Origin of the sequence: Aliiroseovarius conchicola (assembly GCF_041403445.1) — a bacterium.
Classification (GTDB): Bacteria; Pseudomonadota; Alphaproteobacteria; order Rhodobacterales; family Rhodobacteraceae; genus Aliiroseovarius; species Aliiroseovarius conchicola.
Map to the genome: position 1 here is coordinate 352,217 of NZ_JBGEHL010000003.1, position 14,257 is coordinate 366,473.

A 14,257-nucleotide genomic window follows, 5' to 3' on the forward strand; every position below is an offset into this window, starting at 1 on the left:
AGGGAGGTCGCCATGCGGGCTGGCATAATCACACTGATCATTGCGTATGTTCTGAGCCAGTTTTACCGGGCGTTTCTGGCGGTTATGACGCCTGCACTAAAGATGGATTTGGGGGCGGCGCCAGAAGATCTAGCGCGGGCATCCGGTGCTTGGTTTCTGGTCTTTGCTTTGATGCAGATCCCCGTTGGCTGGGCATTGGACAATATTGGGCCGCGCAAGGTGGCCGCCGGTTTACTGGCCTTGGGCGGAGCCGGGGGCGCCGCTCTTTTTGCGGTGGCGGCCACGCCTGACCATATACTCTACGCAATGATCTTGATCGGGATCGGGTGTTCTCCGGTTTTGATGGCGAGTTACTTCATTTTTGCTCGCATGTATTCGCCAGCCGTTTTTGGGACTCTTGCCGGGATGGTCATTGGGATCGGGGCATTGGGAAACATTGCGGGCGCTTTGCCAATGGCCTTGGCGATCGAACAATTTGGTTGGCGAACATGTTTGTGGGCGTTGGCAGCGATCACACTGGTTGTTGCGGCGCTGATTATGATCACTGTCAACAATCCCCCTAAGGTCATCACGAAAGAAGGGGAACAGAAGGGTACCGTTCTGGACCTTTTGAAGATGCCCGCCCTTTGGGCTATTTTCCCACTTATGTTCGTGAACTATGCAGCAGCGGCAGGTTTGCGCGGCAGTTGGGCGGGGCCCTATTTGCGCGATGTCTATGGGTTGGATACCACCGGGATTGGCTGGGCCACGATGGCGATTGCATTGGCTATGGTGATCGGAAGTTTCGTCTATGGCCCACTGGATCGGATTTTCAAAACGCGGAAATGGGTGATCTTTCCTGGCAACATGATTGCTGTCGCGCTGGTTTTCCTGCTGTGGGCTGCGCCAGATGCCGGTGTGTGGCGCGTATCGCTGACAATGGCGGCGATCGGGCTTTTTGCTGCAAGCTTCCCACTGATCATGGCGCATGGTCGCAGCTTCTATCCCCCGCATCTGGTGGGGCGTGGCGTGACCTTGATGAATATGTTCGGGATCGGTGGTGTTGGAGTGTTCCAATATGCGTCAGCCGGTGTGTTCCGGTCCGCGCAAGGCCCTGAAGTGGCGGTCACGGCCCCGTATCAGGCCGTGTTCCTGTTTTTTGCGGTGCCGGGATTAATCGGCTGTCTGTTGTATCTGTTCAGTCAGGACCGAACGGACTAAGCGGATTTTCTGGGCCTGCGGCGTCGTCTGCTCGCACCCCCGTTCGGATTGCCCGAGGGCTTTGCGCCTTGCCCTGACGCGCCTCGCGGCTTGCGCCCGCCAGCAGCGCCTGTGCCACCGCCGCCGCGACGGCCTCCGCCGCCTTGCCCACGTTGGGGCCGTTTCTCCTCGGCCGGGCGCTTGCCGCCAAGCACGGGGATTTCGATTTTCATTACCTTCTCGATATCACGCAGAAGGCCCAGTTCGACGCCGGAGACAAACGAAATTGCGTCCCCGTCAGCACCAGCACGCGCGGTGCGGCCAATGCGGTGAACGTAGTTATCGGCCACCTCGGGCAGATCGAAATTGTATACGTGGCTCACGCCCGGAATGTCGATCCCGCGCGCCGCAACGTCGGTCGCCACCAGAATGCGTGCCTCGCCTGCGCGGAAGGCTGCAAGCGCCCTGTCGCGTTGACCTTGGCTTTTATTGCCGTGGATCGACACTGCCTTGAACCCCTTGGTGACAAGGTGTTTCATCAGTTTTTCGGCCCCGTGCTTGGTGCGCGAAAAGACAAGCGAAAGCGCCTCCTCATCATGCTCAAGCAGTTCAATCAACTTGGTGATTTTCTCGTTTCGGCCGGGCACATAGTAAAGGCCTTGTGTCACCTTATCGGCAGCTTTGCCCGGAGGCGAAACCTGCACACGCGCAGGATCGGTCAGATACGCTTTCGACAATTCCGCCATCAGTTTGGGCATGGTCGCCGAGAAAAGCATGGTTTGGCGTGGGCTTCCCAATTCTGGCGCAATCCGGCGCAACGCATGAATGAACCCCATGTCGAGCATCTGGTCAGCCTCGTCCAACACTAGGAAGGTTGCGGTGTCCAGACGGATTGCACGGCGATCCAAAAGGTCAATCAACCGCCCCGGTGTTGCGACCAGAATGTCGATCCCCGGTGCAAGCATGTTGATCTGCTTGTTGATCGACATGCCGCCCACAACGGTCCGCACCTTCAGATGCGTGCCCTGAACATAGGCTCGCAGATTGTCGGCGATCTGGTTCACCAGCTCGCGCGTCGGTGCAAGGATCAGCGCTTTGACCGACTTTGGCTGTCGCTTGTCATGGTTGCTTAAAAGTTGATGGATCAATGGCAGGCCAAACGCTGCGGTCTTGCCGGTACCTGTTTGCGCCAACCCCATCACGTCACGCCCTTCAAGCACTAAGGGGATGGCTTGTATTTGAATGGGTGTCGGCGTCTCGTAGCCAGCCTCGGTCACGGCGGCCACCAGCTTCGGGTCTAGCCCAAGCTCTGTAAATTTAGTCATATTCGTCTTTCTGGCACGCCTTACGCGCACCGATATCACACGGGTCTGGGGCGTTAAGCCCATCGCATAGGTTGCGGCCAATGCTCGCGATCTGGACCGAATGCCCAAGCGCCGAACTGGTCGCTAGCACCCCGCGTGATTTGGGAACTTGTGGAAATGGGCTTTGCGCCCGTTGGTCTGCCTGCCTCACTTTTGGGGCGGGTCGCTCACGCGTCGACCGGACAGATAGCGCGCGTATCACAGCGAAAAGCACACAAGTCAACGATAAATGATGGCAGATCGCGCGTATGACGCTTTCACGCACGCGGCAATTGCGCTATGGACGCCCTCGGTTTGACCAGACTCACAAGGGGTCTGGCGGACTATATGAAATTAAGGAGGCCGTGATGGGCTATAAAATCGCTGTCGTTGGCGCCACAGGCAATGTGGGCCGCGAGATGCTGAACATTCTGGCAGAACGCCAGTTTCCTGTGGACGAGATTGTCGCGCTAGCTTCGCGCCGTTCCCTCGGCACCGAAGTCAGCTTTGGCGAGACCACCATCACCACCAAGGATCTGGACACGTTCGATTTCTCTGGCTGGGACATGGCGCTGTTTGCCGTGGGTTCAGAGGCGACCAAGCAATATGCGCCCAAGGCGGCTGCCGCAGGTTGTGTTGTGATCGATAACTCTTCGCTCTACCGCTATGATCCAGACATCCCGCTGATTGTTCCAGAAGTGAACCCGCAGGCGATCCACGATTACGCGAAGAAAAACATCATTGCGAACCCCAACTGCTCGACTGCTCAGATGGTTGTGGCACTGAAACCGTTGCATGACCGCGCCAAGATCAAACGCGTCGTCGTGTCGACCTATCAGTCCGTGTCGGGGTCCGGCAAAGACGCGATTGACGAGCTGTGGAACCAGACCAAGGGCATGTACGTGCCGGGTCAGGAGGTTGATCCATCGGTTTACCCCAAGCAGATCGCCTTCAATGTGATCCCGCATATCGACGTCTTCATGGACTCGGGTGACACGAAAGAAGAATGGAAGATGGTCGCCGAGACGAAAAAGATCGTCGACCCATCAATTAAAGTCACCGCGACCTGCGTGCGTGTTCCGGTCTTTGTGGGCCACTCAGAATCGGTCAACATCGAAACCGAGGAGTTTCTGGACGAAGACGAAGCGCGCGACATCCTGCGCGAATCCCCCGGCATTCTGGTCGTGGATAAACGCGAAGACGGAGGCTATGTCACCCCGGTCGAATGTGTGGGCGACTTCGCCACCTTCATCAGCCGCATCCGTCAGGATGTAACGGTTGAGAACGGCCTGAACCTGTGGTGCGTGTCCGACAACCTGCGCAAAGGAGCCGCGTTGAATGCGGTACAGATCGCCGAGCTTCTGGGGCGTGAGGTTCTGAAGAAGGGGTGATCACACCCAATCAATCCTGTTTGAAAGCCCCGCTGTTTAGTGGGGCTTTTGTCTTTCATAGTGGAAATTTGCGCCATATACTCAACTTCTGATAAACGAATACGTCCGGCGTCATGATTTCACTATTTCAAAGACTATTTTTGCTATTCCGTGTGTCGGTCCTCGCCATATTTGCGTTATCTACGAAGGGAGTTTCCCAGACGCCGACTGCGTCATTTGTTATCAGTCCAGACTGGGCCCAAGAAACACTGATCGTGGTGCCTGACGACATGTCAGATACTTGCAGCACACCTACCCGCCTCGCAAGAATTGACCTCGCTCGCGAATTAGTACCCCTGTATTTTGATGTTTCCCCATTTCTACACACCGAGGCGACAAGCAAAACAGTCGGTATAAGACGTGCAGGGAAAATGGAGCAAAACCCAGTAAGAACGCAAATTTCATCGAGGTTCTCGAAGAGGTTCTATTCCGACGGAGAGCGTCGCAATATGGCTTCCCTAAACCTGAGAGCATCATTGGTTTTTTGTGACTATGAAGGGTTCCTTGAGTTTATCCGAGCAAGCTACACCCTGTCGGGGGACATCGGAAATTTCACTGTTTTTCATCAAGGTCTTATCGAAACCGATATCCAAGATACGTTGTCCTTAATGTATACTAGTCGATCCTGGACACCGACGAACGGAGGCCAGTTTGAACCTATCGTAGGATCCTCATTTGCCAAATCTCCTAACGACAATTTTGTTGGTCGGTTGAAGTTGACCTTCGATTGGAGAGCAATCCCAATGGAGTTAAAAGAAGGGAAGGAGCCGTTGCTGGTTGATATACGAGCCTCTACCCACATCTACGTCGCAGAAGACAGAGAAGCCCCGTGAAATTGAGCCATCGTTACCACCAATTCAGTCTGAAGTTTTTGCTGAGCTTCGCAGCAATCGTTATCTGCGTCGAAGCAGCTGTCGCCGGTAGTTTGACGATTAAAGTCAGGCAAGTCCAGTATGCTTCGGCGACCCTTTCGGACAGCAAACCGACAGACAAATCTGATCACTGCCCACCCCATTTTAGAACTGTGCACCTTTCAGGCGATATTGATCTTAAAAAGGTTGCTAAGGTGTATACAGAGCCGGAATTCTCTATTCACAAAAGAGCGTCTGACGAAAAACAGCGCGTGGACAACCTCGTGACTGGCCAGATTCAACTCAATCTACTCGGGTGCCTGTTTGGGAAGCATTTTTTGCCTCAAGAAGGCGATGTAACTTTGATCCTCGAACTAGAAGATGGGCAGACCAGCACCCGTACGTTCCCCTATGATCCAGACAGTGGCTTCAACTCCTTCGGGCTGAATTACAGAGCGCTTCTGACTGGTCGACTTGAAGTTTATTGGTCACCGTTCCGCGAAGAAGTGTTTGAAACTGAAAACAAGACACTTGGATCGCTCGTGCTTAGTTTTCCCAGTGAGAAGTTGCCGATTGCAGGCATACAATCGAACAGCGAGGCGCTGCTGGATGGTTTCGGACTTGAGTTGGTTTTACTGTCAGAGACTAGCTCTCAGTGACATCAACCCTTTAAATGAGGCGAACATCAACGATTTGTTCAGAGCACCTGCAATCTACCCCCCCTCAACCACCTTCTTCAAATTCGCGAGCCCTGCTTCGTAGTCAGCACCGATCCAGCTGTCGAACATCAGACCCATCCAACGCGCGATGGGGTTCATGCCAAGCTCGGTGTCAAAACCCCATGTCACTTGCGTGCCTCCGTCAGCGGGGTCCAGCAAGAAGTATGCGTTGGCCAACCCTTGAGCACCAAAGTCCAGCGCTGTGTCCACACGTTCGTTTGGCGTGCTGGCGGTAATCACCTGAATGCCGTTGCCCACATCCGGTTTATCCGAGGCCCAGCGCAAGGTATTCCCGACGCCTTCTTCCGGGCCGTCATAGGTTAGTTGCACGTCTGGGTCGCGCGCTAGCCACGGTGACCAAGCCTCGGTTGCTTGCATGGAATTTACATAAGGAAATATCTTCTCGGGGGCGGCCGCAATGACCGTGGACCGGCTGACTGACACTGACGAAGGTAGCAAAAAGGCCACCGCCACAAGCACAACAATCAGAATCACCAGCCACTTCAATAGGGCTTTAAAAAATCGCATTAATCATTCCCTTCGCTTCAATCTGCGAAGTATAGCATAAATCGCCGATCAGCGCGATTTTAGCGCAACGGTCATGCGAAATCCGCGCCGAATGGCGGTCGCTCCTGCCCCCATAATGATGACCCACAATGCGATCAACAGGGTCGGGTATCCCCAAAGAATTGGCAGGAAAACAGCTACCAATGCCGCGGCTGTCACCAGCGCCATGCGGTGTTGCTTGGCCATCGGGCCGGAAAAGTCCGGCTCCAAACTCTGCGCCGCGCCCGCCTCGCGTGTATAGGCCGTCAAGACCGCCATCGTGGCCGCAGCCCAGCCCAGCGCAGGGCTTCCTGCACCCAGCCCCGCGCCGACCAAGATCAGGATATCGGCATAACGGTCAGGGGCCTCGTTCCAGAAGGGTCCGTCGGGTTCGGCCCGTCCGCCTTCGACCGCGACCATACCGTCGAACAGATTACATAAAAGGCGGCCCTGCACGCAGATCGCAGCGAGGATTAGCCAGATTGCCGAGCTTCCGCCAGACAACCAGAACGCTATACCTGCAAGCGCCGCAAACACGATCGAGGCTTGGCTGATCCGGTTCGGAGTGACCTTTTTATTCACAAGCCAAGCTGCCACACGTTGCGCCCATTTGCGGTCTCGGCTGGCGATGGGTCTGCGTTGGGTCATGGGTTTATTTCCCGATTAGACGGACCAGAAATAACGGGTCAGGTGAAAGAAAACGGGGGCCGAGAAGACGACGCTGTCAAGCCGGTCAATAAACCCGCCGTGACCTGCGATCAGATGTCCCCAATCCTTCACACCCTTGTCTCGCTTAATAGCGGACATGACTAGCCCTCCGAAAAAGCCCATCAGGGTGATGATCAGTGACAGCCCTGCAGCTTCAAGCGGTGTGAACGGGGTCATCCACCACAAGCCTGCCCCAACCAGAGATGCTGTCAGAATACCTCCGACAAACCCTTCCCATGTTTTGGAGGGCGACAGGCGCGGCGCGATCTTGTGACGTCCGATCAATTTGCCCCAGACGTATTGCAGGACGTCAGACAGCTGCACGACCACGACAAGAAAGGCCACCAACAACACGTTCTTGCCTTCGTAGCCGGGGATTTCGAGCGACAAAAGCGCGGGCACATGGCTGGCCGCGAAGACGCAAATCATCAGACCCCATTGGGTTTCCGCGATGCGCGTCAGATACCCATCTGTGTCCCCGTGGACGGCCATCACGATGGGCAGCAGCAGGAACACATAGACCGGAATGAAAACCGAGAACATGCCGTACCAGTCCGCCCAAATCAGCGCATATTGCGCGGGCAGGATCACGAAAAAGCTGATCACAAGTGCCCAGTGGTCGGCGCGTCTTTTGGCGGTCAGGGTCAGAAATTCGCGAAGGCCCGCAAAGCTGAGAACGGCGAAAAGGATAACGACACCTGCCTGCCCGCCCAACATCGCAAGCGCCAGCAAGATGACCATGCCCCACCACGCATTGATACGGGCAACAAGGTTTTCGACCACTTCGTTATCGGCGCCCATCTTTGCGCTGAGGATTTGACCGACGATCGTCGCCACCACAAGGACCGCAAATACGCCCCCTATAAGCGTCGTGAACTCCGCGGGAGCATTCATCGCGCCACCTCTTTTGCCAGATCACCCAGCGCATTTTCGGCGCGGGCGAGGAATGCGGCTTTATCTTCGCCGTCGATAACCTCTAGCGGCGTGCCAAATGTAACAGAACACAAAAGCGGCACGGGGATCACCTTGCCCTTCGGCATGACCGAGGTCAGATTGTCGATCCACGTCGGCACAAGCTCGACATTTGGGCGAGCCTCGGCCAGATGGAACAGACCCGGTTTAAAGGGAAGCAGGGTTTCGTCGGTCAGGTTGCGCGTGCCTTCGGGAAACAGGATCAAGCTTGCCCCGCCATCAAGCGCTTCGACCATCTGTGCAATCGGGTCATGGGTGCGTGTGCTCGGGTTGCGGTCAATCAAAACTGCGTTGAACACCTCACGTCCCACGAAGGTCTTTAGCTTTCCTTTCAGCCAATAATCGGACCCTGCAACCGGACGTGTCTGGCGTCTCAGCGCCGGGGGCAGCACCGTCCAGATGAGAACGAAATCACCGTTCGAGCCATGGTTGGCAAAATAGATGCGTTGTTTCTGGATTGGCTCTATGCCCTGCCAGACACCCCGAACCGCCGTCACGACGCGCGCAAACAGGGAAATCGCGTTTCCGACAATCCCTGCAAGCGCCCTGCGTATCATGCGATCACCCGCCCGCTATCCAACTGGTTTGAATGATTTCGAGGAGGCATCGTAATATTCCAACCCGCCCTCGCCAATATCGGTCCACAGGCCGTGAAGACTTAACCTCTCTGACTCGACCGCCTCGCGCACGAAGGGGAATGTCATCAAGTTGTCCATGGATACGACCACTGCCTCTTTTTCAAGCTCGGACAGGTTGATCTTCGCATCATCTCCGCCCAATCGCTCATACCCTGGCCGCAGAATATCCATCCAGCGTCCGACAAATGATGTTTCCTCGGCCAGTTCAGGGGCATCGCCACGGCACATATCGTGAAACCCTTTCACGCCGCCGCAGGTCGAATGGCCCAGCACAATCACATGCGCCACTTTCAGCGCGGTGACGGCGTATTCAATCGCGGCGGATGTTCCGTGATAATCGCCATCCGGTGCATAGGGCGGCACCAGATTGGCGATGTTACGGTGCAAAAAGAACTCGCCCTGATCTGCGCCAAAGATGGCCGTCACATGGACCCTGGAATCGCAACATGAAATCAACATGGCGCGCGGGTGCTGGCCCTCATCAGCCAATCGGCGATACCACGCTTTGTTGTCGGCATACCCGGTGGCCTTCCAGCCTTGATAGCGTTGAACAAGATAAGTTGGCAGTGGTAGCGCTTTGTCCATGTGTCCCTCCTGACAGGTTTGTTCGTATCTAGGGTGCAATCGAGTGAAATTCGAGGAAATTTTGTAGTATCAGTATACGATTTCTTGAGATCGCTGCGTCACAATCGGCTTGAGTGGGTAAATAGCCAGGGGTGAACCGGTGTCTGTCGTTATGAATCTGAACTTGAAGGAATCCGTACATCTGGATCGTTCGCAGTTCGAGGCGTTGTATGTCCAGCTTGGACCAACAACCGCAGATAAAGAAGTCAACCAAACGTTGGAGGAGTTGGCGATAAGCTTAGCCAACGTGCAAAAAAGTCACCGCAGCGGGCAGGTTGAAGAGGTGCGTGACCACGTTCGCAGCCTGACCAAGATCGCCAACAAGCTTGGCATGACCAGCTTGGGGCGGGTCGCGCGGGACGTACTGGATCTTTCGCGGGGACATGATCCTGCTGGGTTCGCTGCGACACTGTCACGCCTCAGCCGGATAGGAGAACGAAGCCTGATTGCAGTCTGGGACATTCAAGACATGTCCGTGTAGGCGATTTCGCACGTGTCGTGCCTTTGCCTTGCGGTGGCGCGCGGGCGCGTTAAGCTGTGCGCGGATAAAACGACCTGAGGCGCCCATGACCCTAACCTTTGCTCCTGACACAGATGATGTGTTTCCCCTGATCTTGATCGAGAAAGGGGATGACGCAGCCATTGATCTGCTACCAGATCACGCGGCCGCTTGGGCAACAGCCAACGGGTTCAAGGGTGCCCTTGGCGAGGTTTTGGTCGTTCCGGGTCAAGACGGGACAATCGCGATGGCGTTGGCCGGAAATGGCGATCAGGCCGCGCGCGCGCGTAAGCGGTTCGGTTTCGCGGCGGCACGAACGAAACTGCCCTCAGGCACCTATCGCCTTGAACATAACCTTTCACCAAAAGACCTTGAAGAGACCGCATTGGGTTGGTTGCTTGAGGGGTATCGCTTCGACAGATATGCGTCTCAAAGCACCCCCCAAGCTCAGCTTGTTGCGCCCGAGGGATTGGACGCCCAACGGCTGGAGGCCATCGCCGCCGGCGAAGCCCTGACCCGTGACCTGATCAACACACCCACCGAGGATATGGGGCCGGACCATCTGGAAGACGCCATTCGCACGCTTGCAGACGGACACGGTGCTTCGGTTGACGTTGTCAAAGACGAAGCGTTGCTGGATGCGAACTTCCCGATGATCCATGCCGTTGGCCGTGCCGCCAGCCGTGCCCCTCGGCTGATTGATCTGCGTTGGGGCAGCGCAGGCCCGACGCTGACATTGGTGGGCAAGGGTGTGTGTTTCGATACCGGCGGGCTGAACCTGAAGCCCGGAGCCTCGATGGGCTTGATGAAAAAGGATATGGGTGGCGCGGCCACGGTCCTGGGTCTGGCACAGATGATCATGGCGCTAGATTTACCGCTGCGTCTACGTGTGCTGATCCCAGCCGTTGAAAACGCGGTGGCCGGCAATGCGTTTCGACCGGGTGACATTCTGACCTCACGCAAGGGCCTCACGGTCGAGGTGAACAATACGGATGCTGAAGGTCGTTTGGTTTTGGCAGATGCGTTGGCGTTGGCGGATGAAGAGACGCCCGACCTGATGATCTCAATGGCGACGCTGACGGGGGCCGCCCGTGTTGCGGTCGGCCCGGATCTGTCCCCGTTTTATGCCACTGCGGACGGGGATGCAGATGCCCTGCGCAAGGGAGCCCGCCAAGCAGCCGACCCAGTATGGGAGCTTCCGTTCTGGGCGCCATATGAAGCGATGATCGAACCGGGTATTGCCGACCTCGACAACGCACCCAAAGGCGGGTTTGCAGGCTCGATCACGGCGGCGCTGTTTTTGAAACGCTTTGTCACCGACACACCGCGCTATGTGCATTTTGACATCTATGGCTGGAACCCAACAGCCGCCCCCGCCCGCCCAAAAGGCGGCGTCGGCATGGGCGCGCGTGCGCTTCTGGAAGCTCTGCCTGAAATGTTGGACTTGTGATGGACCCGCGTTTAACCCCCGCAAATGACCACGTGGCGCATGAAAGCCTGCGTGGGGTGGTGGAAAGAGAACGCTATGTAGAGGGCGAAACACATCGTGTCGCTGCAGTGGTGGCTGACCTTTTGTCACCCTCTGGCGCACGGAACCGACAGTTGTTGCGTGGCGAAAGCTTCACAACGCTCGAGATGCGTGACGGTCAGGCCTTCGGGTTCGCGCAAAAAGACAGATATTGTGGATGGATCGATGCAACCGCGTTCATTCCAGCTGTGAACGAGACCCCGACACACAAGATCTCCACCGCCAGAAGCTACGGGAAATCGACACCGGGACTTAAAAAACAGGGGCAGATCACCGCCTTGCCCTTCGGTGCGCAGTTGACCTTTATGGGCGAACAAGACGGTTGGGCCGAGGTGGCTTGGAGCAGCGGCACCATCCCGCATAACCTATTTGTCCCAGTCCGACACCTAAGTGCTCTCGACCATCTCGAAACTGATCCTGTATCAGTCGCTGAGAAATTCTTGGGAACCCCTTATCTGTGGGGCGGCAACTCAAGCTTCGGCATCGACTGCTCCGGCCTTGTGCAGGCCGCGCTTTTGGCCTGTGGCATCCCCTGCGCCGGCGACAGCGATATGCAAGAGGCCGCGTTGGGACGCGACATCCCGGACGGGACTCCGCTCGAACGCGGTGACCTGATTTTCTGGAAAGGCCACGTTGCCATGGTGGTCGATGGCACCCGCATGATCCATGCCAACGCGCATGATATGGCGGTGGTTTACGAAGACATCAAGGCTGGCATTGCGCGCATCGACACGCAGGGCGATGGCCCGGTTACATCGCGAAAACGCCTGTAGCTACTCGACCGCCCGGATCAGCTTGCGTTCCAATACGCGCAGAACCGTTTTAAGATCATTGCCGCGTTTCAGGATTTGGCCATCCATACCGATCACGGCATATTGCCCTTGCCGACCACGGAGTTTCGGGCGTTTCTCGATCCGGTACAATGGATGCTCTGCCGTGCGCCGGAAGACCGAAAAAACCGCAACCTCGCGCAAAAAGCTCATGCCGTAGTCGCGCCATTCACCGGCCGCAACCATCCGACCGTAAAGTCCCATGATAATGCCCAGTTCCACACGATTAAACGTAACTTGATCTGCTGGCGGGCCCTGCCCCGGAAAGGGCGTCAGGTTTTGCATGTTCATGCATCCAGACTGCCCATCAATGGTAAATAAATCAATCCCTGCCCTGATTTAGCCTAAGAATCTGACACAAGATAACACATGCGCTCCCTTTTGACGCCACGTTAACCGCGGATACATCTAGGTGTAGAGAGAGTGAAAGCTCATCCCGGTGTCGCAGTTAACAGCCCCCACCCAGTTTGCGGCACCGGGGCTACAAAACAAAATACCTCCCAAAATTTATGCTTCTGGACCTGACAAGTCAGGTGATCATCTGTTGGTCTTTGATAACACTATTGACCGAATGGTCAGCTTTGTGCATCCTCGCTTCAAATGTAGGGGGAATGATGACGCCGCAAGACCGTGCCGAACGCGCCGCCAAGGTGATGTGGGAGGATGATCCTGCCTCGAAGAGGCTAGGGATGTCCTTGGATGCCGTGGCTCCGGGAAGTGCAACGATGACCATGACGATCCGCGACAACATGGCCAACGGTCACGGCATTTGCCATGGCGGGTTCATTTTTACGCTGGCCGACAGTGCATTTGCCTTTGCATGCAACAGCTACAATCAACGCGTTGTCGCCCAACACAACTCGATCACTTATTTGGCGCCAGGCAAACTGGGCGAGACGCTAACCGCGACCGCGCGGGAAACCAGCCGCGAGGGGCGGTCCGGTATCTATGACGTCACCGTCACCGGCGAAGCGGGGCGCGATATCGCGATCTTCCGCGGACACTCACGCCAGATATCCGGCACACATTTCAACGAAAACGACTGAGATGGGGCGGGCAGCGCCCCGCCGAAGGAGAGACATGAAAGACTTGACGCCCCGCAAGGAAGATCTTGACCCGATCGAGATTGCCTCGCGCGATGAGATCGCCTCAACCCAGCTTGAGCGCATGAAATGGTCGCTGCGTCACGCCTATGACAACGTGCCTTTTTATCGCAAAAGCTTTGATGACGCGGGCGTGCATCCCGATGACCTGAACGACCTCGCCGATCTGTCTAAGTTTCCATTCACGGTGAAACAAGATCTTCGCAACAACTACCCGTTCGGGCTTTTCGCAGTGCCACGCACGCAAATCGCGCGGGTCCATGCAAGTTCCGGCACAACGGGGCAGCCGACCGTGGTTGGCTATACGAAAAACGATCTATCCATGTGGTCCGACGTCGTGGCGCGCTGCATGCGGGCCTCGGGTCTGCGCCCCGGTGATGTGTTACACAACGCCTATGGCTACGGGTTGTTCACCGGCGGCCTTGGCGTTCACGGCGGAGCCGAAGCGCTCGGGCTGACAGTTGTGCCTGTTTCGGGCGGGATGACCCAAAGACAAGTGCGCCTAATCGAGGATTTTCAGGCAGATGGCATCACGGTTACGCCATCCTATGCGCTGTCCATTCTGGACGAATACGCAAAACAGGGGCTGGATCCGCGCAAGAGCCCCTTGAAAGTCGGAATTTTCGGGGCCGAGCCTTGGACCAACAATATGCGGCGCGAAATCGAAGACGCCTTCGACATGCACGCCGTCGACATCTACGGCCTGTCCGAGGTGATCGGACCGGGCGTCGCCAATGAATGCGTAGAAACCAAAGACGGGCTACACATCTGGGAGGATCATTTCTACCCCGAGATCATCAACCCCGACACCGGCGAGGTTATCGAGGATGGAGAGCTGGGCGAACTGGTCTTTACCTCGCTCACCAAAGAAGGGTTTCCCATCATCCGGTATCGCACCCGCGATCTGACGCGGCTCTTGCCCGGCACCGCTCGTTCGATGCGACGGATGGAGAAAATCACCGGGCGTTCGGACGACATGATCATCCTACGTGGTGTGAATGTCTTTCCGACCCAGATCGAAGAACAGTTAATGAATGTCCCGTCACTTAGCCCGCATTTCCAGATCGAACTGTGCCGCCCGGGGCGCATGGACGAAATGCACATTCACGTCGAAATGGCCGAGGGTCTGTCGCAAGACGGGGCCGACGCCGCTGCCCGTGCCTTATCAGGCAAGATCAAATCAAATGTCGGCGTCAGCGCAAAGGTGCATGTTGCAGATGCTGGCAAGGTTGCACGCAGCGAGGGGAAAGCTGTAAGGGTCATCGACAATCGGCCGAAGGAGTAACC

At 56.4% G+C, this 14,257-nt stretch carries 15 protein-coding genes; 8 read left to right on the forward strand and 7 right to left on the reverse strand.

The window, feature by feature from the left end:
- Positions 1 to 12: 12 nt before the first annotated feature.
- The gene (locus V6N04_RS07390) at positions 13 to 1,200 is read left to right on the forward strand and encodes an MFS transporter (protein WP_371169501.1); all 1,188 of its coding nucleotides are present in this window, start codon (positions 13 to 15) and stop codon (positions 1,198 to 1,200) included.
- On the opposite strand, the gene V6N04_RS07395 is transcribed toward V6N04_RS07390, so the two are convergent.
- A complete protein-coding gene (locus V6N04_RS07395) occupies positions 1,197 to 2,504 on the reverse strand; it encodes a DEAD/DEAH box helicase (protein ID WP_371169502.1) in 1,308 nt (435 codons plus the stop codon). The two genes, V6N04_RS07390 and V6N04_RS07395, sit on opposite strands and share 4 nt — an antisense overlap.
- Before the next feature lie 386 nt (positions 2,505 to 2,890).
- Between V6N04_RS07395 and V6N04_RS07400 the strand changes: the two genes are divergently transcribed.
- Both V6N04_RS07400 and V6N04_RS07405 read left to right on the forward strand, forming a co-directional pair.
- Positions 2,891 to 3,913, forward strand: coding sequence for an aspartate-semialdehyde dehydrogenase (locus V6N04_RS07400; protein ID WP_371169503.1), 1,023 nt, complete (start codon positions 2,891 to 2,893; stop codon positions 3,911 to 3,913).
- 868 nt (positions 3,914 to 4,781) lie between these two features.
- The gene (locus tag V6N04_RS07405) at positions 4,782 to 5,462 is read left to right on the forward strand and encodes a hypothetical protein (RefSeq protein WP_371169504.1); all 681 of its coding nucleotides are present in this window, start codon (positions 4,782 to 4,784) and stop codon (positions 5,460 to 5,462) included.
- Between the two features lie 54 nt (positions 5,463 to 5,516).
- On the opposite strand, the gene V6N04_RS07410 is transcribed toward V6N04_RS07405, so the two are convergent.
- From V6N04_RS07410 to V6N04_RS07430, 5 genes are read right to left on the reverse strand one after another with little or no spacing between them, the layout of a single operon-like run.
- Positions 5,517 to 6,050 carry an SRPBCC family protein gene (locus tag V6N04_RS07410; RefSeq protein WP_371169505.1) on the reverse strand — a complete coding sequence of 178 codons (534 nt, stop codon included), beginning with the start codon at positions 6,048 to 6,050 and terminating at the stop codon, positions 5,517 to 5,519.
- Positions 6,051 to 6,098: 48 nt separating this feature from the next.
- Positions 6,099 to 6,716, reverse strand: a complete 618-nt coding sequence (locus tag V6N04_RS07415; protein WP_371169506.1) for a CDP-alcohol phosphatidyltransferase family protein — start codon at positions 6,714 to 6,716, stop codon at positions 6,099 to 6,101.
- 15 nt (positions 6,717 to 6,731) lie between these two features.
- A complete protein-coding gene (locus tag V6N04_RS07420) occupies positions 6,732 to 7,670 on the reverse strand; it encodes a phosphatidate cytidylyltransferase (protein WP_371169507.1) in 939 nt (312 codons plus the stop codon).
- On the reverse strand, positions 7,667 to 8,305 hold the full coding sequence (locus V6N04_RS07425) for a lysophospholipid acyltransferase family protein (RefSeq protein WP_371169508.1): 639 nt from the start codon (positions 8,303 to 8,305) through the stop codon (positions 7,667 to 7,669). The genes V6N04_RS07420 and V6N04_RS07425 overlap by 4 nt, the downstream gene beginning before the upstream one ends.
- A gap of 15 nt (positions 8,306 to 8,320) precedes the next feature.
- Positions 8,321 to 8,971, reverse strand: coding sequence for a carbonic anhydrase (locus tag V6N04_RS07430; RefSeq protein ID WP_371169509.1), 651 nt, complete (start codon positions 8,969 to 8,971; stop codon positions 8,321 to 8,323).
- A gap of 139 nt (positions 8,972 to 9,110) precedes the next feature.
- Between V6N04_RS07430 and V6N04_RS07435 the strand changes: the two genes are divergently transcribed.
- From V6N04_RS07435 to V6N04_RS07445, 3 genes are all read left to right on the forward strand, one after another.
- A complete protein-coding gene (locus tag V6N04_RS07435; RefSeq protein ID WP_371169510.1) occupies positions 9,111 to 9,491 on the forward strand; it encodes a hypothetical protein in 381 nt (126 codons plus the stop codon).
- Positions 9,492 to 9,576: 85 nt separating this feature from the next.
- Positions 9,577 to 10,959 carry a leucyl aminopeptidase family protein gene (locus V6N04_RS07440; RefSeq protein ID WP_371169511.1) on the forward strand — a complete coding sequence of 461 codons (1,383 nt, stop codon included), beginning with the start codon at positions 9,577 to 9,579 and terminating at the stop codon, positions 10,957 to 10,959.
- Entirely contained in the window at positions 10,959 to 11,810 is an 852-nt protein-coding gene (locus tag V6N04_RS07445; protein ID WP_371169512.1) for a C40 family peptidase, read from the forward strand. The genes V6N04_RS07440 and V6N04_RS07445 overlap by 1 nt, the downstream gene beginning before the upstream one ends.
- Here V6N04_RS07445 and V6N04_RS07450 read toward each other — a convergent pair whose 3' ends face one another.
- Positions 11,811 to 12,158 carry a DUF2794 domain-containing protein gene (locus V6N04_RS07450; RefSeq protein WP_371169513.1) on the reverse strand — a complete coding sequence of 116 codons (348 nt, stop codon included), beginning with the start codon at positions 12,156 to 12,158 and terminating at the stop codon, positions 11,811 to 11,813. It abuts the gene before it with no gap.
- Positions 12,159 to 12,481: 323 nt separating this feature from the next.
- Here V6N04_RS07450 and paaI point away from each other — a divergent pair, with 323 nt between their 5' ends.
- Both paaI and paaK read left to right on the forward strand, forming a co-directional pair.
- Positions 12,482 to 12,913: a hydroxyphenylacetyl-CoA thioesterase PaaI gene (gene paaI, locus V6N04_RS07455; protein WP_371169514.1), complete on the forward strand. Its 432-nt coding sequence runs from the start codon at positions 12,482 to 12,484 to the stop codon at positions 12,911 to 12,913.
- Positions 12,914 to 12,947: 34 nt separating this feature from the next.
- Positions 12,948 to 14,255 carry a phenylacetate--CoA ligase PaaK gene (paaK, locus tag V6N04_RS07460; protein WP_371169515.1) on the forward strand — a complete coding sequence of 436 codons (1,308 nt, stop codon included), beginning with the start codon at positions 12,948 to 12,950 and terminating at the stop codon, positions 14,253 to 14,255.
- Positions 14,256 to 14,257 lie beyond the last annotated feature (2 nt).

Excerpts from the sequence above, each read along its gene's own strand:
- V6N04_RS07390 (WP_371169501.1), top strand. The coding sequence starts at position 13 with ATGCGGGCTGGCATAATCACACTGATCATTGCGTATGTTCTGAGCCAG.
- V6N04_RS07395 (WP_371169502.1), bottom strand. The coding sequence starts at position 2,504 with ATGACTAAATTTACAGAGCTTGGGCTAGACCCGAAGCTGGTGGCCGCC.
- V6N04_RS07400 (WP_371169503.1), top strand. The coding sequence starts at position 2,891 with ATGGGCTATAAAATCGCTGTCGTTGGCGCCACAGGCAATGTGGGCCGC.
- V6N04_RS07410 (WP_371169505.1), bottom strand. The coding sequence starts at position 6,050 with ATGCGATTTTTTAAAGCCCTATTGAAGTGGCTGGTGATTCTGATTGTT.
- V6N04_RS07415 (WP_371169506.1), bottom strand. The coding sequence starts at position 6,716 with ATGACCCAACGCAGACCCATCGCCAGCCGAGACCGCAAATGGGCGCAA.
- V6N04_RS07420 (WP_371169507.1), bottom strand. The coding sequence starts at position 7,670 with ATGAATGCTCCCGCGGAGTTCACGACGCTTATAGGGGGCGTATTTGCG.
- V6N04_RS07425 (WP_371169508.1), bottom strand. The coding sequence starts at position 8,305 with ATGATACGCAGGGCGCTTGCAGGGATTGTCGGAAACGCGATTTCCCTG.
- V6N04_RS07430 (WP_371169509.1), bottom strand. The coding sequence starts at position 8,971 with ATGGACAAAGCGCTACCACTGCCAACTTATCTTGTTCAACGCTATCAA.
- V6N04_RS07440 (WP_371169511.1), top strand. The coding sequence starts at position 9,577 with ATGACCCTAACCTTTGCTCCTGACACAGATGATGTGTTTCCCCTGATC.
- V6N04_RS07445 (WP_371169512.1), top strand. The coding sequence starts at position 10,959 with ATGGACCCGCGTTTAACCCCCGCAAATGACCACGTGGCGCATGAAAGC.
- V6N04_RS07450 (WP_371169513.1), bottom strand. The coding sequence starts at position 12,158 with ATGAACATGCAAAACCTGACGCCCTTTCCGGGGCAGGGCCCGCCAGCA.
- paaI (WP_371169514.1), top strand. The coding sequence starts at position 12,482 with ATGACGCCGCAAGACCGTGCCGAACGCGCCGCCAAGGTGATGTGGGAG.
- paaK (WP_371169515.1), top strand. The coding sequence starts at position 12,948 with ATGAAAGACTTGACGCCCCGCAAGGAAGATCTTGACCCGATCGAGATT.